Source organism: Proteus sp. CA142267 (assembly GCF_003336825.1).
In the GTDB taxonomy this organism is placed as follows: Bacteria; Pseudomonadota; Gammaproteobacteria; order Enterobacterales; family Enterobacteriaceae; genus Proteus; species Proteus terrae.
Map to the genome: position 1 here is coordinate 1 of NZ_QPMG01000004.1, position 24179 is coordinate 24179.

24 protein-coding genes are annotated in these 24179 nt (G+C 39.2%); 13 read left to right on the top strand and 11 right to left on the bottom strand.

Translation table 11 applies throughout. The features are described from left to right. The 7 genes from C0T34_RS08615 to C0T34_RS08645 all read left to right on the top strand — a co-directional run. Positions 1–183, top strand: a 183-nt coding sequence (locus C0T34_RS08615) for a hypothetical protein (RefSeq protein ID WP_162556820.1), incomplete at its 5' end; no start/stop codon positions are given. A gap of 6 nt (positions 184–189) precedes the next feature. Next, positions 190–1266: an electron transport complex subunit RsxD gene (rsxD, locus tag C0T34_RS08620; RefSeq protein ID WP_098942968.1), complete on the top strand. Its 1077-nt coding sequence runs from the start codon at positions 190–192 to the stop codon at positions 1264–1266. Between the two features lie 16 nt (positions 1267–1282). Next, on the top strand, positions 1283–1909 hold the full coding sequence (gene rsxG / locus C0T34_RS08625; RefSeq protein WP_098942970.1) for an electron transport complex subunit RsxG: 627 nt from the start codon (positions 1283–1285) through the stop codon (positions 1907–1909). Between the two features lies 1 nt (position 1910). Continuing rightward, positions 1911–2615, top strand: a complete 705-nt coding sequence (locus tag C0T34_RS08630) for an electron transport complex subunit E (protein ID WP_098942972.1) — start codon at positions 1911–1913, stop codon at positions 2613–2615. A gap of 12 nt (positions 2616–2627) precedes the next feature. Continuing rightward, positions 2628–3266 (top strand): endonuclease III, encoded by a 639-nt coding sequence (gene nth, locus C0T34_RS08635; protein ID WP_075672064.1) that lies wholly within the window; start codon positions 2628–2630, stop codon positions 3264–3266. 113 nt (positions 3267–3379) lie between these two features. Continuing rightward, positions 3380–5326, top strand: a complete 1947-nt coding sequence (locus C0T34_RS08640) for an exoribonuclease II (protein ID WP_098942974.1) — start codon at positions 3380–3382, stop codon at positions 5324–5326. A 181-nt stretch (positions 5327–5507) separates the two neighbouring features. Continuing rightward, a complete protein-coding gene (locus tag C0T34_RS08645; RefSeq protein ID WP_109394353.1) occupies positions 5508–6056 on the top strand; it encodes an RNA 2'-phosphotransferase in 549 nt (182 codons plus the stop codon). Between the two features lie 71 nt (positions 6057–6127). On the opposite strand, the gene C0T34_RS08650 is transcribed toward C0T34_RS08645, so the two are convergent. From C0T34_RS08650 to pgpB, 6 genes are all read right to left on the bottom strand, one after another. Continuing rightward, complete coding sequence (locus tag C0T34_RS08650; RefSeq protein WP_098942978.1) at positions 6128–6538, bottom strand: hypothetical protein; 411 nt, start codon at positions 6536–6538, stop codon at positions 6128–6130. Positions 6539–6659: 121 nt separating this feature from the next. Next, on the bottom strand, positions 6660–6983 hold the full coding sequence (gene yciH, locus C0T34_RS08655) for a stress response translation initiation inhibitor YciH (protein WP_098942980.1): 324 nt from the start codon (positions 6981–6983) through the stop codon (positions 6660–6662). 6 nt (positions 6984–6989) lie between these two features. After that, complete coding sequence (gene pyrF, locus C0T34_RS08660; protein ID WP_109850015.1) at positions 6990–7724, bottom strand: orotidine-5'-phosphate decarboxylase; 735 nt, start codon at positions 7722–7724, stop codon at positions 6990–6992. Positions 7725–7769: 45 nt separating this feature from the next. Next, on the bottom strand, positions 7770–8939 hold the full coding sequence (gene lapB / locus C0T34_RS08665; RefSeq protein WP_098942984.1) for a lipopolysaccharide assembly protein LapB: 1170 nt from the start codon (positions 8937–8939) through the stop codon (positions 7770–7772). Positions 8940–8951: 12 nt separating this feature from the next. Continuing rightward, a complete protein-coding gene (locus C0T34_RS08670; RefSeq protein WP_098942986.1) occupies positions 8952–9269 on the bottom strand; it encodes a LapA family protein in 318 nt (105 codons plus the stop codon). Positions 9270–9428: 159 nt separating this feature from the next. Then, the gene (gene pgpB / locus C0T34_RS08675) at positions 9429–10148 is read right to left on the bottom strand and encodes a phosphatidylglycerophosphatase B (protein WP_098942988.1); all 720 of its coding nucleotides are present in this window, start codon (positions 10146–10148) and stop codon (positions 9429–9431) included. Between the two features lie 266 nt (positions 10149–10414). Between pgpB and ribA the strand changes: the two genes are divergently transcribed. Both ribA and C0T34_RS08685 read left to right on the top strand, forming a co-directional pair. Then, positions 10415–11014, top strand: coding sequence for a GTP cyclohydrolase II (gene ribA / locus C0T34_RS08680; protein ID WP_098942990.1), 600 nt, complete (start codon positions 10415–10417; stop codon positions 11012–11014). Between the two features lie 251 nt (positions 11015–11265). Then, the gene (locus C0T34_RS08685; protein ID WP_098942992.1) at positions 11266–12081 is read left to right on the top strand and encodes a MetQ/NlpA family lipoprotein; all 816 of its coding nucleotides are present in this window, start codon (positions 11266–11268) and stop codon (positions 12079–12081) included. 129 nt (positions 12082–12210) lie between these two features. On the opposite strand, the gene acnA is transcribed toward C0T34_RS08685, so the two are convergent. Next, on the bottom strand, positions 12211–14883 hold the full coding sequence (gene acnA / locus C0T34_RS08690; protein WP_109850016.1) for an aconitate hydratase AcnA: 2673 nt from the start codon (positions 14881–14883) through the stop codon (positions 12211–12213). Positions 14884–15102: 219 nt separating this feature from the next. Between acnA and C0T34_RS08695 the strand changes: the two genes are divergently transcribed. Then, complete coding sequence (locus C0T34_RS08695) at positions 15103–15933, top strand: hypothetical protein (protein WP_098942996.1); 831 nt, start codon at positions 15103–15105, stop codon at positions 15931–15933. A 61-nt stretch (positions 15934–15994) separates the two neighbouring features. Here C0T34_RS08695 and cysB read toward each other — a convergent pair whose 3' ends face one another. The 3 genes from cysB to topA form a co-directional block, all read right to left on the bottom strand. After that, entirely contained in the window at positions 15995–16969 is a 975-nt protein-coding gene (gene cysB, locus C0T34_RS08700; protein WP_075672088.1) for an HTH-type transcriptional regulator CysB, read from the bottom strand. A gap of 237 nt (positions 16970–17206) precedes the next feature. Then, positions 17207–17731 carry a superoxide dismutase family protein gene (sodC, locus tag C0T34_RS08705; RefSeq protein WP_109850017.1) on the bottom strand — a complete coding sequence of 175 codons (525 nt, stop codon included), beginning with the start codon at positions 17729–17731 and terminating at the stop codon, positions 17207–17209. Positions 17732–17886: 155 nt separating this feature from the next. Next, on the bottom strand, positions 17887–20484 hold the full coding sequence (gene topA / locus C0T34_RS08710; protein WP_109850018.1) for a type I DNA topoisomerase: 2598 nt from the start codon (positions 20482–20484) through the stop codon (positions 17887–17889). A 307-nt stretch (positions 20485–20791) separates the two neighbouring features. On the opposite strand from topA, the gene C0T34_RS08715 reads away from it, so the two are divergent. After that, on the top strand, positions 20792–21040 hold the full coding sequence (locus C0T34_RS08715; RefSeq protein ID WP_088495697.1) for a YciN family protein: 249 nt from the start codon (positions 20792–20794) through the stop codon (positions 21038–21040). Between the two features lie 482 nt (positions 21041–21522). Here C0T34_RS08715 and sohB read toward each other — a convergent pair whose 3' ends face one another. After that, complete coding sequence (sohB, locus tag C0T34_RS08720) at positions 21523–22569, bottom strand: protease SohB (RefSeq protein WP_098943000.1); 1047 nt, start codon at positions 22567–22569, stop codon at positions 21523–21525. A gap of 213 nt (positions 22570–22782) precedes the next feature. Between sohB and C0T34_RS08725 the strand changes: the two genes are divergently transcribed. Both C0T34_RS08725 and cobO read left to right on the top strand, forming a co-directional pair. Then, entirely contained in the window at positions 22783–23544 is a 762-nt protein-coding gene (locus tag C0T34_RS08725) for a YciK family oxidoreductase (RefSeq protein WP_171455364.1), read from the top strand. 25 nt (positions 23545–23569) lie between these two features. Beyond that, the gene (cobO, locus tag C0T34_RS08730; protein WP_109850019.1) at positions 23570–24160 is read left to right on the top strand and encodes a cob(I)yrinic acid a,c-diamide adenosyltransferase; all 591 of its coding nucleotides are present in this window, start codon (positions 23570–23572) and stop codon (positions 24158–24160) included. The last annotated feature ends 19 nt before the right edge of the window (positions 24161–24179 follow it).

Consider the following 24179-nt stretch of genomic DNA (forward strand, 5'->3'; position numbering starts at 1 on the left):
GTAAAAGCCAAAAAAGAAGCTCAACAAGCTCCAGCAGAAACAATTGATGAAGCCCCTACTCAAAATGCTAAAGCGGAAGAAGTCGATCCGCGTAAAGCAGCTGTCGCTGCCGCTATTGCCAGAGTAAAAGCGAAAAAAGAAGCCGAACAACGTCGAGCTAAAGAAGAAGTTACCTTGGATTAATCACAGATGAAATTCAGACCAATACAAAATAACAATAGTAAATTAAAGATTGCGAGTTCACCTTTTACGCATAATCAACAGTCCACCAGCCAAGTTATGCTATGGGTAACATTAGCAGCACTACCGGGGATCTTAAGCCAGATCTATTTTTTTGGCCTAGGAACTATTTACCAAATTGTGTTAGCGATTATCGTAGCGCTTGTGACTGAAACACTCTGCGTAAAACTCAAAAAAGAAGATCCTTTACTATATCTGAAAGACAACTCAGCGTTACTGACTGGCGTATTACTCGCTATTAGTATTCCACCTCTAGCGCCATGGTGGATCATTGTGTTAGGTACTTTTGTTGCCATTGTTATCGCAAAACATATTTATGGCGGCTTAGGACAAAATCCATTTAATCCAGCAATGGTGGGTTATGTGGTTTTACTTATCTCATTCCCAGTACAAATGACATCATGGATGCCTCCAGTTGAATTACAAACTGTCTCTTACAATGTAATGGATAGTTTAAGTATCTTCTTTACGGGACATACATCATCTGGCTTAACGCTTGAAGATTTAAGACGCTCTGTTGATGGCATTACACAAGCAACGCCTCTTGATAGTTTTAAAACAGGCTTATTAACTCACTCAATTGATGAAGTGTTAGCAACACCTATTTTACAAGGTGAATTTGCGGGCATTGGTTGGCAATGGGTGAATGTGGCTTATTTAGTGGGTGGATTAATTCTACTTTATAAACGCATTATTAGCTGGCATATCCCTGTTGCGATGATCTCAGTATTAGCACTATGCTCGGTTATTAGCTGGGGCATTGATCCTACTCGTTACTCACAACCGCTATTACAAATTTTCTCTGGAGCGACCATGCTAGGAGCATTTTTTATTGCCACTGATCCGGTTAGCGCCTCAACAACGCCTAAAGGTCGTTTAATTTATGCAGGAATGATTGGTTTATTAGTTTGGGTTATCCGTGTTTATGGCGGATATCCAGATGCCGTTGCTTTCTCTGTATTACTTGCCAATATCGCTGTACCTCTTATTGATAGCTATACACGCCCTCGTGTTTACGGGCATTAATGCTAAGGAGAAAATGATGATCGAAATCTTAAAACGCCATGGACTCACATTAGCTATCTTTGCTGCTTGTACTACGGGCTTAACCGCTGTGGTCTATCACCTCACAGCAGATACCATTGCAGAGCAAGTTGTCTTAGAGAAACAAAAATTATTGGATCAAGTGATCCCCAAAGCTATGTATAACAATTCGCTTTCTAAAGATTGTTATCTTCTTACAGCACCAGAATTAGGTAATACCAAACCCCATAAACTGTATGTTGCCCGTTTAGACGGTAAACCTGTTGCTGCCGCGTTAGAATCTACGGCACCCGATGGATATTCAGGCGCCATTGAGCTTCTTGTGGGTGCCGACTTTAAAGGTAATGTCCTTGGTGTTCGTGTTACTGCTCACAATGAAACACCGGGGCTAGGTGATAAAATTGAAACACGTATTTCGGATTGGATCATGACACTGAGTAATAGATTCATTTCCAGTGAAAACGATCCGCACTGGGCAGTAAAAAAAGATGGTGGCGATTTTGATCAATTTACGGGTGCGACGATCACCCCTCGTGCTGTCGTCAACTCATCAAAGCGTACTGCGTGGTTAATACAATCTTTACCAGAGAAACTGGATACACTCTCTGTCTGTGAGGCAAATTAATATGAACTCAATTAAAGAGCTCTTTTCTCAAGGGCTATGGAAAAATAACTCAGCTTTAGTGCAATTACTTGGGTTGTGCCCTTTACTTGCGGTTTCCTCAACAGCAACAAACGCCTTAGGCCTTGGTATTGCGACAACATTAGTCCTATTTTGCACAAATGTTGCCGTTTCTAGCTTACGTCGTTGGGTTCCTTCTGAAATTCGTATCCCAATTTATGTTATGATAATTGCGTCAGTCGTCAGTGCTGTGCAATTACTGATCAACGCATACGCTTATGGCTTATATCAATCTTTAGGGATCTTCATTCCATTGATCGTCACTAACTGTATTGTTATTGGTCGTGCTGAAGCTTTTGCCGCTAAGAATGAAGTTTTTCCTTCTGCTATTGATGGTCTAGCGATGGGATTAGGTGCAACAGCGGCGCTCTTTGTTTTAGGTGCTATACGTGAAGTATTAGGTAACGGTACATTATTTGACGGGGCTGATTTACTATTAGGTGAATGGGCGCAAGTATTAAGAGTTGAGATAGTACATTTAGACTCCCCCTTCTTACTTGCTATTTTGCCACCGGGTGCTTTTATCGGCTTAGGCTTTATGTTAGCAGCAAAATACCTAATTGATGAAAGACAGAAAAAGCGCAGCGCTTCGACAATTAAAACTTACGAAAAAGAACAAGGCTGTGGTAGTCATATCGTTAAAAACTAATTTGTGAGCATAATGAATCAAGCAAAACGTATTGAAATTCTAACTCGGTTGCGCGATGACAATCCGCAACCAACGACAGAGCTAAAATTTGACTCTCCGTTTGAACTATTGATCTCCGTATTACTCTCTGCACAAGCCACCGATGTGAGTGTTAATAAGGCAACAGCTAAGCTTTACCCTGTTGCCAATACGCCACAGGCGATACTGACTTTAGGCGTCGATGGTCTTAAGAAATACATTAAAACCATTGGTCTATATAATACTAAAGCTGAAAATGTGATTAAAACGTGTCAAATCTTAGTCGATAAACATAACAGCGAAGTTCCTGAAAACAGAGAAGCCCTAGAAGCCTTACCCGGCGTCGGTCGTAAAACAGCAAATGTCGTTTTAAACACAGCATTTGGCTGGCCAACAATCGCTGTCGATACGCATATCTTTAGAGTGAGTAATCGCACAGGTTTCGCCCCAGGTAAAAATGTCAATGAAGTTGAACAAAAACTGTTAAAGGTTGTTCCGGCAGAATTTAAAGTTGATTGTCACCATTGGCTTATTCTTCATGGTCGTTATACCTGTATTGCACGAAAACCACGGTGTGGCTCTTGTATTATTGAAGATCTTTGTGAATTTAAAGAAAAAACAGATCCTGAATAATTTTTTGCCGATTTGTCTGTTTTTCTGATGCAATATTGCTTGCGTCACTACACACAATCGAATAAAACTATTGCCCACTTTTATTATTAAAACTGCCGACTTTCCGGAAAAATATGTTTCAAGACAATCCGCTGCTTGCACAGCTAAAACAGCAACTCCATGCCCAGACACCGCGCGTGGAAGGCCTTGTAAAGGGAACAGATAAAGGCTTTGGCTTCCTTGAAGTTGATGGTCAGAAAAGCTATTTTATCCCCCCTCCACAAATGAAAAAAGTAATGCACGGCGACCGAGTTATTGCCGCTGTTCATACAAACGGCGATAAAGAGTCGGTTGAACCCGAAGAATTAGTCGAACCTTTCTTAACGCGTTTTGTCGGCCGTATTCAGAAAAAAGAAGGTGATAACCGTCTGTGGATAATTCCAGACCACCCTCTTTTAAAAGACGCTATTCCTTGCCGTCCTGCTCAAGGCTTAACACATAGCTTTGTTGATCAAGATTGGGTCGTTGCTGTAATGCGTCGTCACCCTCTTAATAAAGGTGATAAAGGTTTTCAGGCAGAAATAACCGACTATATCACAGATAAAGATGATCACTTTGCTCCTTGGTGGGTGACCTTAATGCGTCATCAACTTGAACGTGATGCGCCTGAAATGGGTAACGAAGCACTGACATTACATGATACTTTGCCTCGTGAAGACCTGACTTCTCTCTCCTTTGTCACTATTGATAGTGCATCAACAGAAGATATGGATGACGCGCTCTTTATTCGTAAAGAAGAGAATGGTCAATTAACGCTATTTATCGCAATCGCCGATCCAACAGCTTATATTCTGCCAAATAGTGAATTAGATAAAATTGCTGCACAACGTGCACTAACTAATTACCTACCGGGCTTTAATATCCCGATGCTGCCTCGCGAATTGTCAGATAACATTTGCTCATTACGCCCTAATGAAAAACGCCCTGCATTAGTTTGCCAAGTCAGCATCACTGAAGATGGTGCTCTGCTTGAAGATATTCACTTCTATTCTGCATGGGTAGAATCAAAAGCTAAGCTGGTTTATGACAATATTTCAGATTGGTTAGAAGGTGAAAACTCACAATGGCAACCTGAAAATGAAATGGTTCATGAGCAAGTAATGTTATTAAAAGAGATGTGTGAAAAACGTCATGAATGGCGTGAAAAACATGCTCTGGTCTTTAAAGAACGCCCTGATTACCGTTTTATTCTTGATGAAGGCGGCAATGTTTTAGATATCGTGGCAGAAAAACGCCGTATCGCAAACCGCATTGTTGAAGAAGCGATGATCACCGCCAATATCTGTGCAGCAAAAGTGCTAGCGAAAAACTTAGGCTTTGGCGTTTACAACGTTCATACAGGCTTTGATCCACTTTATATCGATCAAGTTGTACAAACCTTAAAAGATAACGGTATTGAAACGACATCTGAAAGTTTGTTAACGCTTGAAGGTTTCTGTCAATTGCGTCGTGAACTTGATAATCAGCCAAATCAATTCCTTGATAGCCGTATTCGTCGCTTCCAGAACTTTGCTGAAATCAAAGCAGAGCCAGGCCCTCATTTTGGCTTGGGGTTAGAAGCTTATGCAACATGGACTTCTCCAATTCGTAAATACAGTGATATTTTAAATCACCGTTTACTCAAAGCGATTATCAGCAAAGAAAGTGCTGAAAAACCGCAAGAAGAAGATGGCATTCGTATCGCAGAGCGTCGCCGCGCTAACCGTATGGCTGAACGTGATGTGGGTGATTGGTTATATGCACGTTTCTTAAAACCCTTTGCTGGCACTGAAACACCATTTAATGCAGAAATTATCGATATTACTCGTGGTGGTGTTCGTGTTCGCCTAGTTGAAAATGGTGCTGTCGCTTTTATTCCTGCACCATTCTTACATGCTGTACGTGATGAAATCCAATGTAGCCAAGAGACAGGCACCGTTATTGTGAAAGGCGAAACCGCGTATAAACTCAATGATGTCATTCCTGTTCGTATTGAAGATGTAAAACTAGAAACTCGTAATATCGTTGCTCGTCCTATCTAATAGGACTTAAATCGGTATACAATAAGGCTGATAGTTCGTTTTGAGCTATCAGCTTTTTTTATGTCTCTCATTTTTAAACTAGCGATAAAAAAGAGCATTAAAAAGAAAGGAAATGTTTTTATGTTGCATGGGGATCTTCTCTTGCATCATAAATTTAATAGTTAATAAATGGATTAAATCAATGAAAGATAAAGTACAAATTAGTCGTTTTTTAAGTTATATCTTACGTCACGCCCCTGAAAGTATCGGTTTAACGTTAGATGACCAAGGATGGGGAGAAATATCAAAATTAATCCCTTTAGCACAGAAAAATGGAACAGCGCTAACCCTTGAATTAATTAAAGACGTTGTAGAAACCAATGATAAAAAGCGTTTTGCTATCTCAGAAGACGGGCTTTTTATTCGCGCAGTTCAAGGCCACTCGCTTAAAACCACAATTGATTACCAAGCTATTACTCCCCCTAAAATACTTTTTCACGGTACAGCAACTCGCTTTATCGATAGTATTTTTAAGCAAGGTTTAATTCCTAATGGTCGTCAATATGTTCACCTTTCACAAGATTATAAAACAGCCGTGAATGTCGGTGATCGTCATGGAAAAGCTATTGTTTTAACTGTGGATAGTGAAAAAATGTTTAGTGAAGGTTTTGAGTTTTATCAGGCTGATAATGGGGTCTGGTTAACGCTTTCAGTACCGGTGAAATATCTAAAAATAGATGAGAAAGAATAAAATGAAATGCAAAAAATAGGTGACATTGTCACCTATAATCTTACTTATAGACTTCTCTGTTTGACTGATTATTAATCCGGATGTCCCGTAATTGTGATTTTAGTGCCTTTCTTATCTTCTTCTAGCAAAAACTCCGTAAAGCCACCTGAAAACTGTTGTTCTATCATCAATTTCTTTGGGCTTTCCCATTTATAATCAACAACAACATCATCTTTCGTATACTCTTTTTGGATGTTATTGTTCACCTTAATGGTTTTTACGAGATAATCTTCATTATGCTCACTGACATATTTTTTATAAGCATCTGCAATTGAAAGACCTGCATAAACACAATAGGTTAGCGCCCCATTTTCAAAAACCTCATCCATTGTTTGCTCTGGCGAAGAGCAATATTTATCATGAATAACCATGTTTTCAGTCTTGTTTTCTGCAAAAAGCGCAGAAGAATATAACAGTGCAACAATCATCAAATACGCTTTCATAAAATACCTTTAAAAAGACATCTCTTATGTGACAATAAAGAGTGTAAAAATAAAAAATGCGCTAATCTCAATGGAAAATCAGCGCACTATGATTAATTTTGTTGCTATCTAGCTAAATAAATCAGCCACCAGCGAGTTTAACTTTCATTCCTTTGGCTTCTAATAGCGATTTAATTAAATCGCGTTTATCGCCTTGGATCTCAATTAAACCGTCTTTTACACTACCACCACAACCACATTTTTTCTTTAGTTCGGCCGCCAGTTTGGCTAGCTCTACATCATCCAGATCGATACCTGAAACAACGCAAACACCTTTGCCTTTACGTCCACTAGTTTGACGCTGAATACGCACAATACCATCACCAGTAGGACGAACCGGTTTTTGCTCTTCTTCTTTAATGCGACCCGCATCTGTGGAATAAACCAAACGAGAGTTATTATCCATGTTAAATTACATACCTTGTATAGAACGATTAATTTGTTGCAGTGTTTCAAGAGGGTTATCGCTACGCGTGATAGGTCGACCAATCACCATATAATCAACACCGGCTGCAATAGCTTGCTCTGGTGTCATTACGCGACGCTGATCGCCAACATCACTTCCTGCCGGGCGAATACCCGGAGTGACTAATAAGAAATCATCACCACAAACTTGTTTAAAACGCATTGCTTCATGCGCAGAGCAGACAACCCCATCAAGACCACAAGATTTTGTCAGTAACGCTAAACGTTCAGCTTGTTCTGCAGGCGTCAATGTTATTCCCAATTCAATTAAATCAGATTGGTCCATACTGGTAAGTACTGTCACTGCCGTTAAAAGTGGTGCATCTTTACCAAAGGCTGTAAGGCTCTCTTTGGCAGCACGCATCATACGACTTCCACCACTCGCATGTACATTGACCATCCATACACCTAAATCAGCAGCGGCGGCGACAGCTCTTGCAACGGTATTGGGAATATCATGGAATTTCAAATCTAAAAAAATATCAAACCCTTCTTTTTGTAACTGAGTCACAAATTGAGGCCCAAAACGGGTAAACATCTCTTTACCAATTTTTAAACGACAAGATAAGGGATCGATACGTTGTGCAAAATCTAATGCACTTTTTTGGTCTTCATAGTCTAGTGCCACGATAACGGGCGCGCAGGTAAGCTCGGGCGATTTTTTATCACAATGAAATGACATTTTAGGGCCTTTATTTATAAAGAGACTATTAAAAAAGTGACATTGTCACTGACCATCTAAACCGCGAATAGGTTTAACGGTATCCCATGAACGACAGGATGGACAATGCCAATATAATGCATGAGAGGTAAAACCACATTTATGGCAACGATAATCTGGTTTTGTGCGAATTTGTTCACCAACCATATAGCGTAATAAGATAAGGCTCTCTTTGGCGCGTCCTTCTTCCGCCTCTGCTAAATGGTAACGCATTAAACGATAGAACAGGCGCATGGTTGGATGACGTTCTAATTGGCGATTAATGTATAACTGAGCCGCTTCAATACCTTCTTTAGCTTCAATAATGTCAGCAAGGTAAAGTTCAGCAATCGCACCACAATTACTATCCACACATTGACGTAAATAAGTTTCCCAGCGAGAAGTATCGCCTTGAGATTGGAAACATTCAAAAAGCATAGGTAAGGTTTCACTGACCATCTCTTTATCTTGCTCAATGACTTTCATTAAAACATCAATGGCTTTTTGTTTATCATCACGGGCAATATAGATACGACCATACATAATTGAAACACGGGCGCAAAGTGGATCCATTTGCCCTGCTTTTTGCAACAAATTAAGCGCACTATCGAGATTATCACTGCTCATTTCTTGAAGTGCCAATTCACAATAAAAATGTGAAATTTGTTCTTTTAATTCATGCTGACCTAACTTTACCAATTTTTCAGCCGTTTCTATGGCTTTCCCCCAATCACTGGTTAACTGGTAAATAGCAAGCAAAGACTGTAGCGCACTTTGGCGAAATTCTTGTTCATCAATAAGTTGCTGAAACATATTTTCAGCACGATCGTAAACACCCGCCGCCACATAATCGCGACCTAACTGTTGAACAGCAAGTAGGCGTTGATCAAAAGAAAGTGCAGCACTCTCCATTAACGATTGGTGGATACGAATAGCTCGTTCAACTTCGCCACGAGAGCGGAAAAGATTACCTAAAGTAAGATGAGCCTCAAAAGCGGAGCTATCTTCTTTAAGCATTTCGAGGAAAAGATCAACCGCTTTATCTTGTTGATCAGAAAGTAAGAAGTTAACACCCGCCACATATTCACGTGACAGGCGATCGGCGTTCTGCTGTTTGTCCTGTTGAGCACCACGACGCCCCATATACCAGCCGTAAGCCGCAGCGACAGGTAATAACAGAAACAGCAATTCTAGCATCAGCTATCGTCCTTATTTCGTAGCAGAAGCAACCGTTGGGCGACTTTCTTGGTTTTCTTGTTTTGTTTGGGCGCTTTCAAGGCGTTTAATTTTACGTTTTGCTCGGCCTAATGATAAGCGTGCACGTAGATAAAAAACACCACTTACAATCCAGCCAAGTACAAAGCCCACACCAAACAGGGTCGCTAACAAGGTAGAAATACGATATTCGCCTTGAGCAATAAGGTAATTAAATGTGACTACCTGATCGTTATTTGTGCCTAAAGTCATGGCAATCACCACGATGGCAAGAACAAGAATAACCAAAATAAAAAGTAGGACTTTTTTCACATTATTTCCTTTTTTATTCTCTTTTCTTTAGTAGACAGATAAAGGTAGCATTTTCACTGCGCACAAAGAAAGTGATTTCTTAGAATCATCTGATTTTCGTATATTTTTTCACATAAATATCGAAAAAGACATTCTGTATCTCAAAAATAAGGGCTATTGTCAGGATTTGAGCAATAAACGTCGCTCAATCACCTTAAATGCACACCAAACCAGCACTGTGCTGATAAGAATACCGACAATCACATCAGATGCCCAGTGCATTCCTAATACAATACGCCCTACCGTGACATCAATTCCCCATAATAACCCGAGTGACGCTAAAAAATAATGACGACGCAACATAAAAAGGGCAAAAACAAATAATGCGAGCGTGGCAGAAAATAAGCTATGACCCGACGGGAAAGCATAACCCGTTTCAGCTTTCCAATGTTTAAGTTGCCATTCAGGGATCACAGGTGAGTTGGTTAATCCATTTTGAAGCAATTGTTCTCGCTCTAGTCTTGAAACTTGATAAAAAGCCTCAGAGCTAATGTGCAAATTTTCACTAACCCAAACAACATAAGGACGAGGCTCTTTTACTGTATTTTTAACCGCAACTTTAATTAATTGTCCAATAGCCAGTGTAGCAATAATTATCACGGCTAATTGAATAAAATGGTTACGCTTTAATTTTAAAACCATAAAAAGCAACGTTAAGAAAGTAATAATAGTCACAGCACCCCAAGGTTTTGCTGCACTATCTGCTATCCATAATGTACTTATACCGCCTAAAGGGTGGTCGGTAGGTTGCCATTTCCAACCCAATATCAAAACAACACTCGGTATGATTAAGAGCAACATACTGCCTAATAGAATCAACTTTGTTATTTGCTTATTCAATATATTGCCCCTTGTTAAATACAAATATTATCTTCCGTTCACAGCTAAAGATTATCAGTATAAACGATGCAAGTTTAGCAATAAATCATTATGCAAGAGGGCACAAAATCTGATAATTTGTAATGGTGTGAATTTATAAGTGTGTGTTATCCCATTTCCTTGCCTATCAGACATGGAAGCATTTCAGTGTTTTATTTCTCTTTGTTCTCGTTATAAAGTGTATAATCTTGAACGAGAGTTTCACCTGAAATTATGAGTCAAAAATAATGAAATTAAGACGTATCGCAGAAGCAAAACTACCTACTCCTTTTGGTGAGTTTTTAATGGTTGGTTTTGAAGAAATCGCAACAGGAAAAGATCATGTCGCCCTTGTTTATGGCGATATTTCAGGCTCAGAGCCCGTATTATCTCGTATTCATTCAGAGTGCTTAACGGGTGATGCTTTATTTAGCCTACGTTGTGATTGTGGTTTCCAGCTTGAAGCTGCGCTTTCACAAATCAGCAAAGCGGGTCGTGGCGTATTACTTTATCATCGCCAAGAAGGCCGAAATATTGGATTATTAAATAAAATACGCGCTTATGCATTGCAAGATAAAGGATTAGATACCGTTGAAGCGAACCTCGAGTTAGGTTTTAAAGCTGACGAACGCGATTTTACCCTTTGTGCTGACATGTATAACCTATTAGGTATTCATGAAGTTCGGTTATTAACCAATAATCCGAAGAAAATTGAAATCATGAAAGCCGCAGGCATTAATGTTATCGAGCGAGTGCCATTGATCGTCGGACGTAATCCAAGCAATGCACATTATCTTGATACTAAAGCCGATAAAATGGGTCATCTTTTATTTAAGAAAGCGCAATAATAAAGTAACAGCTCAACATTAATTATTTTCAAATCCGAGCCTGAGTTGCTCGGATTTTTTATTTATTCCTCTTGTTCTATTACCTTGTAAATTCATTCTTTATCTATTTTTCTCTGCTTATATCTTGTTCTTTTTTACTGCTCTTTCATCATTAAATTATATCATGTGAAAATTTGTCATATGCGATTTCATTGACTATCTATCTTATTCTAAGTTATTTATTAATAAATAAATTTTGATAGGAATGCATTATGCCATTACATTTTTCTGGTAGGATTTTCGGCGCACTATTATTAGTAGGAACGTTATTAACTGGCTGTGATAATAGTGATAAAACCAGCTATTCAATCAAGGTTGGTGTAATTAATGGCGCTGAACAAGATGTGGCTGAAATTGCCAAAAAAGTCGCAAAAGAAAAATATGGCTTAGAGGTTGAATTGGTGAGTTTCAGTGGTTCTTTATTACCTAATGATCCTACAGCAAATAAAGAACTTGATGCCAATGTTTTCCAACATCGCCCTTTTCTTGCCCAAGATAATCAATCTCGTGGTTACAATTTAGTCGCTGTTGGTAATACCTTTGTTTTTCCTATGGCGGGCTATTCAACAAAAATTAAGCATCCTTCGGAGTTAAAATCAGGCGATACCATTGCCGTACCTAACGATCCCACCAATTTAGGTCGAGCATTACTGCTATTAGATAAAGAAAAGCTGATTACATTAAAACCAAACAGTGGTTTATTGCCTACGGCTATCGACATTATTGATAATCCACTTAAGCTTAAAATTATGGAGCTAGAAGGCGCACAATTACCGCGAGTTTTGAACGATCCAAAGGTGACTGTCGCTATTATCAGTACAACTTACATCCAGCAAATTAATTTATCTCCTACCAAAGACAGTATTTTTATTGAAGATAAAAACTCTCCTTACACCAATATTATTGTGACAAGAGAAGAGAACAAAGACGCTGATAATGTGCGGGATTTTATTAAGGCTTACCAATCACCCGAAGTTGCCACCGCTGCCGAAACTATTTTTAACGGTGGCGCGATCCAGGGCTGGTGATAGAAGCTCTATTTAGCATCAGGTCCTCTTTCAAAATACCAAGCATCATCTAAAGCGATATCTATACGAGGAATATAACGCCCCATTATTTTTATAATGAGGCGTTTGATTTATTACAACTAAACCTAGTTAAAGCATATTACGAATAACATAATGCAATATGCCACCATGTTGGAAATAGGCTAATTCAGTTTGAGTATCAATACGGCAACGCGCCATAATGGTTTCAGTGCGATTATCTGCAAAAGTAATATTAACTGCGACATCTTGGCTCGGTGTTAATGCATTAAGCCCTGTGATCTCAATTTTCTCATCACCTTTTAAGCCCAATGTTTGACGAGTTACTCCTTTAGGAAACTCTAAAGGTAAAACTCCCATACCGATCAAGTTGGAACGGTGAATACGCTCAAAAGAGCCTGCGATAACGACTCGCACCCCTAATAAACGCGTTCCTTTCGCTGCCCAGTCTCGGCTAGAGCCTGAACCATATTCACTACCAGCAATAATCGCTAATGGTGTATTTTCTTGTTGATAACGCATTGAGGCGTCATAAATAGCCAATATTTCACCCGTTGGAATATGCTTGGTAAAACCACCTTCTACTCCCGGTACCATTTCGTTACGAATGCGAATATTGGCAAATGTGCCTCGCATCATGACTTCATGATTACCGCGTCTTGAGCCATAAGAGTTAAAATCTTTCGGCTCGACACCGTGTTCACGTAAATAACGTCCCGCTGGACTATCCGCCTTAATATTACCTGCAGGTGAGATATGATCAGTTGTCACCGAATCACCTAAAATAGCCAAAATACTGGCTTGATGAATATCTTTAATTGGCGCTGGTATTTTTGACATTCCTTCAAAGAAAGGAGGATGTCGAATATAGGTAGAATCGGGTTGCCAATCATAGACAGGTGTATCTTGTGTTTTTAGTGATTTCCATGTCTCATCACCTTCAAACACAGCGGAGTACTCTTTATGGAACATCTCTGTTTTAACTTTCTCAACGGCATCAGCAATCGCTCTACTATCAGGCCAAATATCTTTTAAATAAACAGGATTGCCCTGTTTATCTTTACCTAATGGCTCTTTAGTGAGATCGATATTCATATTTCCTGATAAAGCATAAGCGACCACTAAAGGCGGTGAGGCTAACCAGTTGGTTTTCACTAAGGGATGAATTCGACCTTCAAAGTTACGGTTACCAGATAATACAGCCGCAATAGTTAAATCATTATCCTTAATTGCACTTTCAATCGGTGCTAATAAAGGTCCTGAGTTACCAATACATGTTGTGCATCCATATCCCACAAGGTTAAATCCTAATTCATCAAGATAAGGGGTTAATCCTGCAAGATTAAGATAATCCGTGACCACTTTAGAGCCTGGAGCCAAAGAAGACTTAACCCAAGGTTTACGCTGCAATCCTTTTTCTACCGCATTTTTAGCCAGTAATCCGGCGGCCATTAAAACATTAGGGTTTGATGTGTTGGTACATGATGTGATCGCCGCAATAACGACAGCACCATCAGTTAATTCAAACGCAGGATAATCATCAATTTTGACTTGAGGAAAGTGTGACTGTGGTTTCTTATTAGTTTCAAGCTCTACTGCCGCTTTAAATGCTTTTGGTACACTCGGTAGATTAACTCTATCTTGAGGACGTTTAGGTCCAGCAAGGCTTGCTTCAACGGTTCCCATATCTAGCGATAATGTTGACGTAAAGATAGGTTCATCGCCTGTATGTCGCCATAAGCCCTGCTCTTTGCTATAAGCTTCAACTAGTGCAATCTCTTGTTCTTCACGACCTGTTAAACGCAAATAATCAAGAGTGATATCATCTATTGGGAAGAATCCACAGGTCGCACCATACTCTGGCGACATATTCGCTATTGTTGCACGATCAGCTAAAGGTAATGACGCTAGACCATCCCCATAGAATTCTACAAATTTACCCACCACACCATGAGCGCGTAACATCTGTGTGACGGTTAAAACCAGATCAGTTGCGGTGATCCCTTCGCGTAATTTTCCTGTCAATTTAAAGCCAACAACATCAGGAATTAGCATGGAGATAGGTTGACCTAACATTGCAGCTTCCGCTTCAATGCCTCCTACCCCCCAACCTAGGACACCAAGACCGTTGATCATTGTGGTGTGAGAATCCGTGCCAACTAAGGTATCTGGATAAGCCACATGACGTCCATTTTGCACTTCAGACCAAATAGCTTTACCTAAGTACTCAAGGTTTACCTGATGGCAAATTCCTGTACCTGGTGGCACGACACGAAAGCGTTCAAAGGATTGCTGTCCCCAACGTAAGAAAAGGTAACGTTCATAGTTACGCTCCATTTCAATTTCCACGTTTTCAGCAAACGCATTTTTACTGGCATATTCATCAACCATAACTGAGTGATCGATAACCAAATCAACAGGTGATAATGGATTGACTTTATCCACTTGCCCACCCAAAGATTTCACTGCTTCACGCATAGCGGCTAAATCAACGACCGCAGGTACACCGGTAAAATCTTGCATAAGCACCCTGGCAGGTCGATAAGCAATTTCACGTGATGCATGCGCTGTTTTTTGCCACTCAACCAACGCCTTAATGTCCTCTTCAACAACAGTTTCATTGTCGAGATAACGCACTAAGTTTTCTAGTAACACCTTCAGAGATTTAGGAAGACGGGTAATATCGCCTAATTGGCGGGCAACTTCTGAAAGACGGTAATACTCATATTCTTGAGATCCGACTAAGAGCGTGGAATGGCTCTCTTTTTTCAAACGTAACGACATAGCTCCTCCTTCTTATTTTTATACTGACAGCATGTTTAAACCATCAAAATAGGTAAGGTTATTTATTAAACATATCATATAACATTGAATTTCGCTTAAAGATCACACATTTTGTTAACGCAATGTTATGACTGTCATGATGTTAATAAATTTTAGTCTCTAGATTTTCACTTAATTAGACTTTAATGGCGGAGGTATAACTGTGTAAGGATAATATTTATGAATAACGAACAATCTGATTTACTAAAAAATATTATGAATGCCGATCGCTATTTTGCGGAGCCTGTTACACCGCCTTTTCCGCAAACCTTATCGATGAATGCATTACATTCTCAAAACATAAAAGATGCAGAAGGTTTAGTGCAGTTTATCATCGCATCACCAAAACCTTTTGAGCCTTCCGAAATAGAAAAAATGTCACAGCTTAAAAATATTCAAATTGGACTCATTTCTATTATGGCAAACCATCTTGCTGCATTAAAAAAAGAGGATAATGAAGCCTATTATCGCCCTGAACATTGGTTAGATACCCTCAATCATTTACCCCTTCTAGGGCACAATAAAATCGAAACAAAAAAGCTTCATAAGCAAACCTTTGATTTTTCCGTTGCTCAAGCATTTATTCAGTTATTACTAGGCGCTGCAATCAGTGCCACATCACCCGCACTTGGAGAGTTTATTGATTTTTTACGTACCCAAGGACAAAAAATAGAAGTCGGCTTACGAAAATCATTAGACAGCTATCAAACGATAACTATTGCTGGGATCACGGAGATACTCAATCATAATAATCATCTTATTTTTGTTCCAAAGCTGAAAATTTTGAGTCTACGTTTTTCTTATCAATCAGCGAAAATGTTACTCGCCAGTTGTATAGGTCGTAAATTTACCCTCTCTTTAGAGTACACGACTATTACTTCTGTATTTGATGCTAGCGCACTTGATGATCCACTGATTAATCAGCAGTTTTATGATTTTTTAAATAAGTATCGTCAGCTAAGTATTGCAAAATCCGATGCTTTTTTTAGTGGGGATTTTTATTTGAAATGAGTAATAGCAGAAATTAGGTTTATGAACACGCTTGAAGGCGGGGATCACCCGCCTTTCAGTATTACACTAAGGGTAATTCGATATCTTTAAATAACTCTTCAATCTCTTCGTTAGTTCGCAATGCAACCGCTTGTTCAATCAAATTACGCGTAAGATGAGGGGCAAAACGCCACATAAAATCATACATATAGCCACGTAAGAAACCACTACGACGGAATGCAATTTTAGTGGTGCTATAACTAAACTTATCACGCATATCAATTGCGACTAAATCACTATCGAGTACAGGATCAAATGCCATACTGGCAATCACACCAATACCTAAATGTAATCTCACATAAGTTTTAATGACATCCGCATCGGTTGCAGTGAAAACAATTTTAGGTTTTAACCCTACTTTACCGAAAGCATCATCAAGATCAGAACGCCCAGTAAAACCTTGGGTATAAGTGACAATATCGTAACCCGCAAGCTCTTTTAACGTCACTTCTCGTTTTTGTGCCAGTGGGTGATCTTTTGAAACCACCACAATACGGTTCCAACGATAACAAGGCAACATCACTAAATCGTTATAAAGATGCAGTGATTCTGTCGCGATCGCAAAATCACTTTTACCTCTGCATACATCTTCAGCTATTTGTGTTGGCGAGCCTTGGTTCATATGCAATGAAACATCAGGATAGCGCTCAATAAAACCTTTTATTACTGGAGGTAATACATAACGAGCTTGCGTATGCGTTGTTGCAATCGATAATGAGCCTCTATCTGGATAAGTGTGTTCACCCGCAGCAGACCGAATAGCTTCTGTTTTTGATAAGATTTCTCTAGACAGCCTTACAATTTCTTCACCCGCAGGTGTCACATGCGTTAGATGCTTACCACTACGAGAAAATATTTGTATACCTAACTCATCTTCTAACATGCGAATTTGTTTACTTATTCCCGGTTGAGATGTATACAAACGCTCTGCCGTGGTTGAAACATTTAAATCGTTATTCACCACTTCAACGATATAACGCAACTGTTGTAATTTCATGGAGAGGCTATCCCTTCAACAAAAGACTTATTATTCCGTTATTCTATTTATATCCATATAACTAAAAAGAATAATAAAGATGTAATATATAACCACTATATCACTTATTTCATTTCGGTCTAACGTAATTAATAACGTTATTTAGATTTTGTTATATCGAATAGTTATAAGCTATAAACAAGCATAAAAAAAGCCGACGTTCGTTGTCAGCTTTTATTTCATAATAATGGCACTAAATTATTTAATCACACCACATGCCATTCTTGCACCACCACCGCCAAGAGCCTCGGGATCATCAGAATAGTTGTCTCCCCCAACATGCACCATGATTGCTTTGTCTTTCACTTGTTCAAGCTTAGTGAGTTTTGGCGCTAATACTGCGTAATTAGCAACACCTTTGTCATTCACGACTAATCCCGGTAAATCACCTAGATGCCCATTTTTATTATAAGGCCCCAAGTGAACACCAACTTTTTCAGGATCTAAATGGCCACCCGCTTTTAAAGCGGGTACAGGTTTGCCATCTTTCATATCTGGTTCACAAGAACCATTAGCATGAATATGAAAACCATGAATACCCGGTGTTAATCCAGTGAGTTTTGGCGTAAATAACAGCCCATAATCAGTTTCAGTGATAGTGACAACACCAATATCGTTGCCAGCACCCGTTGGTAAGGCTTCTTTTAACGTGACATCTAACGTTGCAGCGCTCGCCACAGAAGTGAAGAGTAAGCCAGATAGTAACAAAGGCATCAGTTTCATAGTATCTCCGTCTTATTATTAGCAAAGTAAAATATCAGACAAATAGAAATCAACCATTAATACTGTTTCAATATCTTTAATTAGCATACCTTCTAAATACAAAAAAGCGACTAACTCTCATTAGTCGCTTTTTTATTTAGCACGTAATGCCGATGTTATTTGGTTTTTTCAACCCATTTACCATCGACATAAAACGCAGACCAGCCTGTTGCTTTGCCATCTTTCTCTGAAGAAACATATTGCTGTTTTGTTTTACGGCTAAAACGCACAATCGTTGGGTTTCCTTCAGGATCAGCCACCGGCGCTTCTGCTAAATAACGCATTTTCTCTGCTAAACGGTCTTTAAAGCGAACCAGTTCTTCTACTTTTGGTGCACGCGTTTCTCTTGATTTAGGGAACGTATTTGCAGCCAAGAAGACGCCCGCAGCACCGTCTCGTAAGACAAAGTAAGCATCTGATTTTTCACATAGCAACTCAGGAAGTGGAACAGGATCTTCCTTCGGTGGTGCAATTTCACCGCTTTTTAAGATCTTACGAGTATTTTTACAATCATCATTAGTACAACCCATGTATTTACCAAAACGCCCCATTTTCAGGTGCATTTCAGAACCACATTTATCGCACTCAATAACTGGACCTTCATAACCTTTTAAGCGGAATTCACCTTCTTCAACTTCATAACCATCACATGCAGGATTATTACCACAAACATGTAATTTACGATGAGTATCAATCAGGTAACTGTCCATTGCAGTACCACATTTCGGGCAACGACGACGAGCACGTAATGCGTTGGTTTCTGCATCTTCCCCTTCAAGAATATTTAATAATTCATCTTCAGGGATAAGATTGATGGTTTGCTTGCAACGCTCTTTAGGCGGTAAAGCATAGCCCGAACATCCTAAGAATACGCCTGTTGTCGCCGTTCTAATTCCCATATGACGAGAACACGTTGGACATTCAATCGACGTAATAACCATTGGATTTGGTCGCATTCCACCTTCTTCAGGATCTTTTTCAGCAACTTCTAATTGCTGACTAAAATCAGTGAAGAACGCATCTAATACCGCTTTCCAGTTTTCTTCATTATTAGCAACATGGTCGAGGTGATCTTCCATTTGCGCAGTAAAATCGTAATTCATTAAATCGCTAAAATTCTCTTCTAAGCGATCGGTTACAATTTCACCCATTTTTTCTGCATAAAAACGACGGTTTTCAACTTTCACATAACCACGATCTTGAATAGTGGAGATGATAGATGCGTATGTTGATGGACGGCCGATACCGCGTTTTTCTAATTCTTTAACTAACGTCGCTTCGCTAAAACGAGCTGGTGGCTTAGTAAAGTGCTGAGTAGGTTCTAATTCAGCTAAAGCCAGTTTTGCCCCAACATCAACGGCTGGTAAGGTTTTATCTTCATCTTTATTACGCATCGCTGGCATGACTTTAGTCCAACCTGCAAAACGTAAAGTACGACCTTTAGCACGTAGTTTATAATCACCTGATTCGACTGTTAATGTGGTCGAATCGTATTTTGCCGGTGTCATTTGACAAGCAACAAATTGATTCCAAATCAGTTGATATAAACGTTTGGCATCGTTATCCATATCTTTTAAAGATTCTGCGATAACGTTGATATCAGAAGGACGGATAGCTTCGTGCGCTTCTTGAGAATTTTCTTTGCTCGAATAAACGTTTGGCTCTTTCGGCAAATACTTAGCGCCAAAATTCTCATTGATATAATCACGCGCCATTTGAATTGCATCCTGACTTAAGTTAGTTGAGTCAGTACGCATATAGGTTATATAACCTGCCTCATAAAGGCGCTGAGCTAGCATCATCGTCTTTTTCACACCAAAGCTTAAACGCGTACTTGCCGCTTGCTGTAGGGTTGATGTGATAAGTGGTGCGCTTGGCTTGCTGGATGTTGGTTTATCTTCACGATCTTTTACCGTGAAGGTCGCATTCTGTAATGCTTTAACCGCAACCTGTGTTTCATCAGATGAAACAGGGTTGAAGGCTTTATCATTATAATGCGTGACTTCCATACGCAATGGCTGTTCGTCAGGCGTTAGCAGTGACGCATGTAATTGCCAATATTCTTCGGGAACAAAGGCTTTAATTTCACGCTCACGTTCAACTAAAAGACGCACGGCAACTGATTGCACTCGACCTGCAGATAATCCACGAGCCACTTTTTTCCAAAGTAAAGGTGAAACCATATAGCCCACAACACGATCCATAAAGCGACGTGCTTGTTGTGCGTTAACGCGATCTATATTTAACTCACCCGGAGTTTGGAAAGCTTGTGTAATGGCATTTTTAGTGATTTCGTTAAAAACCACTCGACTAAATCGTTCATCATCACCGCCGATAACTTCGCGTAAATGCCACGCGATAGCTTCTCCTTCGCGGTCAAGGTCCGTTGCAAGATAGACATGATCAGCTTTCTCAGCCAATGCTTTTAGTTCAGCCACGACTTTTTCTTTGCCGGGTAGAATTTGATAATTCGCATTCCATCCATTATAGGGATCAACTCCCATACGGCTGACTAAGGCTGATTTCTCATCCTTTTTAACTTTTTTCACGCCTTTCGTGGCGGATGAGTTTTCGCTCTTCTGGCTGCCAGAACCACTCTTTGGCAAATCACGAATGTGACCCACGCTAGATTTAACTACGTAGTCATTGCCAAGATATTTATTGATTGTTTTGGCTTTAGCCGGGGACTCCACGATAACAAGAGCTTTACCCATAATTACCTTTACCTAATTAAACTTTGTTATGACGGTATCGTTTAATACCTTCAACTAAAAAAATGTTTAAAATCTCTTTTTTATATTGCGTTAGTTTTGCAATATATCAACCTGTTTTTATTCAAAGCTTTTGTTCGAGCTCAAAACTCGTGACTTTTTTTGAGGTATTTTAATCACCTCATCGCTTTGATCGGGTACAGGCAAATCATTGTTTGCTACATATAGAGTAGCTAAGCTTTTAAAAATGCCACACTCTACCTGATAAAAAGTGAGGCGCAACAAATTATTTTTCTAAGGAGCACATATTATGTCAACACAAACTACACCGATTACAACAGAGATGCTACTTGAAAAAGCGAATAAAATCATATGTGAACATGAAGATTATATACACGGTATGCGTGCTGATTCGGTTGAACAGAAAGGTAATGTCCTCGTATTTAAAGGCGAATTTTTTTTAGATGAACAAGGTTTACCTACTGCAAAAAGCACCGCAGCATTCAATATGTTTAAGCATTTAGCTCATGTGTTATCTGATAAATACCATTTAGAATAAACCATCCTTGTGATTATTTTTGTTTAATCACTAAAGTAAATTTATCGATAACAAAAAAAGAGGCTTTGCTTGCCAGTTATTGCATTCATTCAGATGCCAATAACTGGCATAACCAAACAAAAATAAAGAATAAAAATTCAATTTGAACGTAATGCGGATTTTCTGTCACATCTCAACTCACGATTACAATTACCTATCAATACAATCAGTAATATCAATTATTTTTATTTTCTATTTACAGTTATATTGAAACCTCCTAGAAAGAGGAAATATTTACCCAGTTGTTGTTATAAGCAATATCAATTATTTCTTTGATTGCCAGTGAAATTTTCACTGGCTTTTTTTTGCCTTATCGAAATAAAAGCTTTTAGAATAGAAGATTAGAATATTTATTGGAAAGATTTGGGAATAGTGATGGGTAAGGAAAGATGATACCAGCAATAACCCGTATCGCTGATATCATTTATGGCGTATTTATTGTCTTATAGTAGCGGTTTTTTACTTCTTTGTACCCAACGCATCATCAGTTTATCAATGCTTTCCATTGCACCGCCTGTAACACGTTCGACCATTTTTTTCTTGGTAACATATTGGACTGAGAGAACTTCAAAATCATTAATATGATCGATCAACCAATCATCACTCACACCAACTTCATCAATTAAGCCTCTGTTTAGTGCTTCTGAGCCGTACCAATACTCACCGGTTGCAACACTATCGATATCAAGTTGAGGGCGATATTTATGCACAAATGATTTAAATAACAGATGTGTTTCATTTAAATCTTGCTTAAATTTCTCACGTCCTTCTTCGGTATTTTCGCCTAATAAGGTTAATGTGCGTTTATATTCGCCGGCAGTATGTAACTCAACATCAATATCATTTTTCTTGAGTAAACGGTGAATATTAGGGATTTGAGCCACAACACCAATCGAACCAATAATCGCAAATGGTGCAGCAACAATTTTATCTGCTACACATGCCATCATATATCCTCCGCTGGCAGCCACTTTATCGACAACTGCAGTCAGTTTAATGCCCTTTTCTTTTAAACGCGTTAACTGGGCTGCTGCTAATCCATAACCATGAACCATACCACCCGGACTTTCTAAACGCAGTAATACTTCATCACCCGATTGCACAACAGAAAGAATGGCACTGATTTCTTCACGTAATGCACCCACTTCGTGGGCATCCATGCTACCGTTAAAATCAAGCACATATAAACAAGGTTTTACAACGCCTTTTTTACCTTCTTTCGCATTGTTTTTACTCTGTTTATTCTCTTTTTTCTGCTGTTTCTTAAATGCTTTATACCAGACTTTTAATTCAGCATCGTCCATTTTCGCTTGTTGCATAACGCGCTGTTTTTCTTCATAGGCTTCAGCAAGATCTGTGACTCTTAATGTCCCTTTACGATTTTGCTTTTTATTTCCAATCACGACGAAAAACAATACGATAGCGATAATCGCCACAACAACAGTGACAATTTCTGCTAAAAACAGTCCATATTGCAAAATATATTCCACAAAGACCTCTTTTTAAGGTTAATAACACTGACTCAAATCAATACGCCTAGTTTAACGAAATTCTGCTTTAGCGCCAGCAACAAAGGCATGATTATGTTTAATACCATAAAGAAAACAGCCATAAATTGTAAACAAAAAGTCAGACTAAACTGGTCGCTAGACAAATAAGACGTTACACTTTATTTACTTTTTACTAGACAGGATATCAATATGTTGCAATATCAACCCGATCATAGCGTGCTAAAAGATAAAATTATTCTAGTAACGGGTGCTGGTGATGGCATAGGAAAAGAAGCTGCACTAACTTATGCGCAATACGGCGCAACACTTATCTTATTAGGCCGTACTCTATCAAAACTTGAGGATGTTCAAGAAGAGATAATCACATCAGGTGGCCAACAACCTATGTTATATCCACTTGATCTACTTACAGCGACAGAGAACGATTTTCAGCAATTTGCGGATACTCTCGTTAAACGCTTCCCTCATCTTGATGGTGTATTACAAAATGCCGGTTTATTAGGTGTTGTTGAGCCTATCATTAATCAACCTAGCAACCTTTGGCATGACGTTATGCAAGTCAACGTTAATGCGACATTTATGCTCACAAAAGCCCTACTGCCATTGATGCTCAAAGCACCTCATGCGAGTCTTATCCTCACGACATCCAGTGTGGGTCGCCAAGGTCGTTATGGTTGGGGTGCTTACTCTGTATCTAAATTCGCAACAGAAGGCTTTATGCAGGTACTGAATGAAGAGTATAACGAAAGTACTTTGCGTATTAACTGCATCAATCCTGGTGGTACTCGTACAGCAATGAGAGCGAGCGCATTCCCTGATGAAAATTCACAAAAGCTAAAAACACCTAAAGATTTGATGCCGTTATATCTCTATTTGATGAGTGATGACAGTATTGATGTGAAAGGACAATCTTTAGATGCACAACCTGGTCGTAAAGCTGGCCCTGCTGAATAACGTAATATAAGTTCGAGGTAGTTCAATGAATGATGCACAACACCAAAAACGCCAACAACGTTTAAAAGAAAAAGTAGATACCAGAATTGAGCAAGCTCAACGAGAACAAGGTATTGTGATGATTTTTACCGGTAATGGTAAAGGAAAAACAACCGCAGCTATGGGTACAGCGGCCCGCGCAGTTGGTCATCAAAAAAAGGTTGGTGTTGTGCAATTTATTAAAGGAACTTGGGAAAACGGTGAACGTAACCTACTGGAACAATTTGGCGTACCTTTCTATGTAATGGAAACTGGATTTACTTGGGAAACGCAAGATAAAAGTGCAGATACAGCCGCCTGTTTAAATACTTGGCAATATGCACTCAAACTGCTTAATAACCCAGAATACGATCTCGTTATTCTCGATGAAATTACCTATATGATTAGTTTTAACTATTTGCCATTAGATGAGGTTATTTCAGCGATTAGCTCTCGCCCTTCTCATCAAAATGTCATTATCACTGGAAGAGGCTGCCATAGAAAATTAATCGAGTTAGCAGATACTGTGACAGAAATGCGTCCTATTAAACATGCTTTTGATAGTGGGATAAAAGCACAAAAAGGCATAGATTGGTAATAATCCCTTACCACCTTTC

Bases quoted from the DNA above. Each gene is read 5' to 3' on its own strand.
- rsxD (WP_098942968.1), top strand. From the start codon at position 190: ATGAAATTCAGACCAATACAAAATAACAATAGTAAATTAAAGATTGCG.
- rsxG (WP_098942970.1), top strand. From the start codon at position 1,283: ATGATCGAAATCTTAAAACGCCATGGACTCACATTAGCTATCTTTGCT.
- C0T34_RS08630 (WP_098942972.1), top strand. From the start codon at position 1,911: ATGAACTCAATTAAAGAGCTCTTTTCTCAAGGGCTATGGAAAAATAAC.
- nth (WP_075672064.1), top strand. From the start codon at position 2,628: ATGAATCAAGCAAAACGTATTGAAATTCTAACTCGGTTGCGCGATGAC.
- C0T34_RS08640 (WP_098942974.1), top strand. From the start codon at position 3,380: ATGTTTCAAGACAATCCGCTGCTTGCACAGCTAAAACAGCAACTCCAT.
- C0T34_RS08645 (WP_109394353.1), top strand. From the start codon at position 5,508: ATGAAAGATAAAGTACAAATTAGTCGTTTTTTAAGTTATATCTTACGT.
- C0T34_RS08650 (WP_098942978.1), bottom strand. From the start codon at position 6,538: ATGAAAGCGTATTTGATGATTGTTGCACTGTTATATTCTTCTGCGCTT.
- yciH (WP_098942980.1), bottom strand. From the start codon at position 6,983: ATGGATAATAACTCTCGTTTGGTTTATTCCACAGATGCGGGTCGCATT.
- pyrF (WP_109850015.1), bottom strand. From the start codon at position 7,724: ATGTCATTTCATTGTGATAAAAAATCGCCCGAGCTTACCTGCGCGCCC.
- lapB (WP_098942984.1), bottom strand. From the start codon at position 8,939: ATGCTAGAATTGCTGTTTCTGTTATTACCTGTCGCTGCGGCTTACGGC.
- ribA (WP_098942990.1), top strand. From the start codon at position 10,415: ATGAAATTAAGACGTATCGCAGAAGCAAAACTACCTACTCCTTTTGGT.
- C0T34_RS08685 (WP_098942992.1), top strand. From the start codon at position 11,266: ATGCCATTACATTTTTCTGGTAGGATTTTCGGCGCACTATTATTAGTA.
- acnA (WP_109850016.1), bottom strand. From the start codon at position 14,883: ATGTCGTTACGTTTGAAAAAAGAGAGCCATTCCACGCTCTTAGTCGGA.
- C0T34_RS08695 (WP_098942996.1), top strand. From the start codon at position 15,103: ATGAATAACGAACAATCTGATTTACTAAAAAATATTATGAATGCCGAT.
- cysB (WP_075672088.1), bottom strand. From the start codon at position 16,969: ATGAAATTACAACAGTTGCGTTATATCGTTGAAGTGGTGAATAACGAT.
- sodC (WP_109850017.1), bottom strand. From the start codon at position 17,731: ATGAAACTGATGCCTTTGTTACTATCTGGCTTACTCTTCACTTCTGTG.
- topA (WP_109850018.1), bottom strand. From the start codon at position 20,484: ATGGGTAAAGCTCTTGTTATCGTGGAGTCCCCGGCTAAAGCCAAAACA.
- C0T34_RS08715 (WP_088495697.1), top strand. From the start codon at position 20,792: ATGTCAACACAAACTACACCGATTACAACAGAGATGCTACTTGAAAAA.
- cobO (WP_109850019.1), top strand. From the start codon at position 23,570: ATGAATGATGCACAACACCAAAAACGCCAACAACGTTTAAAAGAAAAA.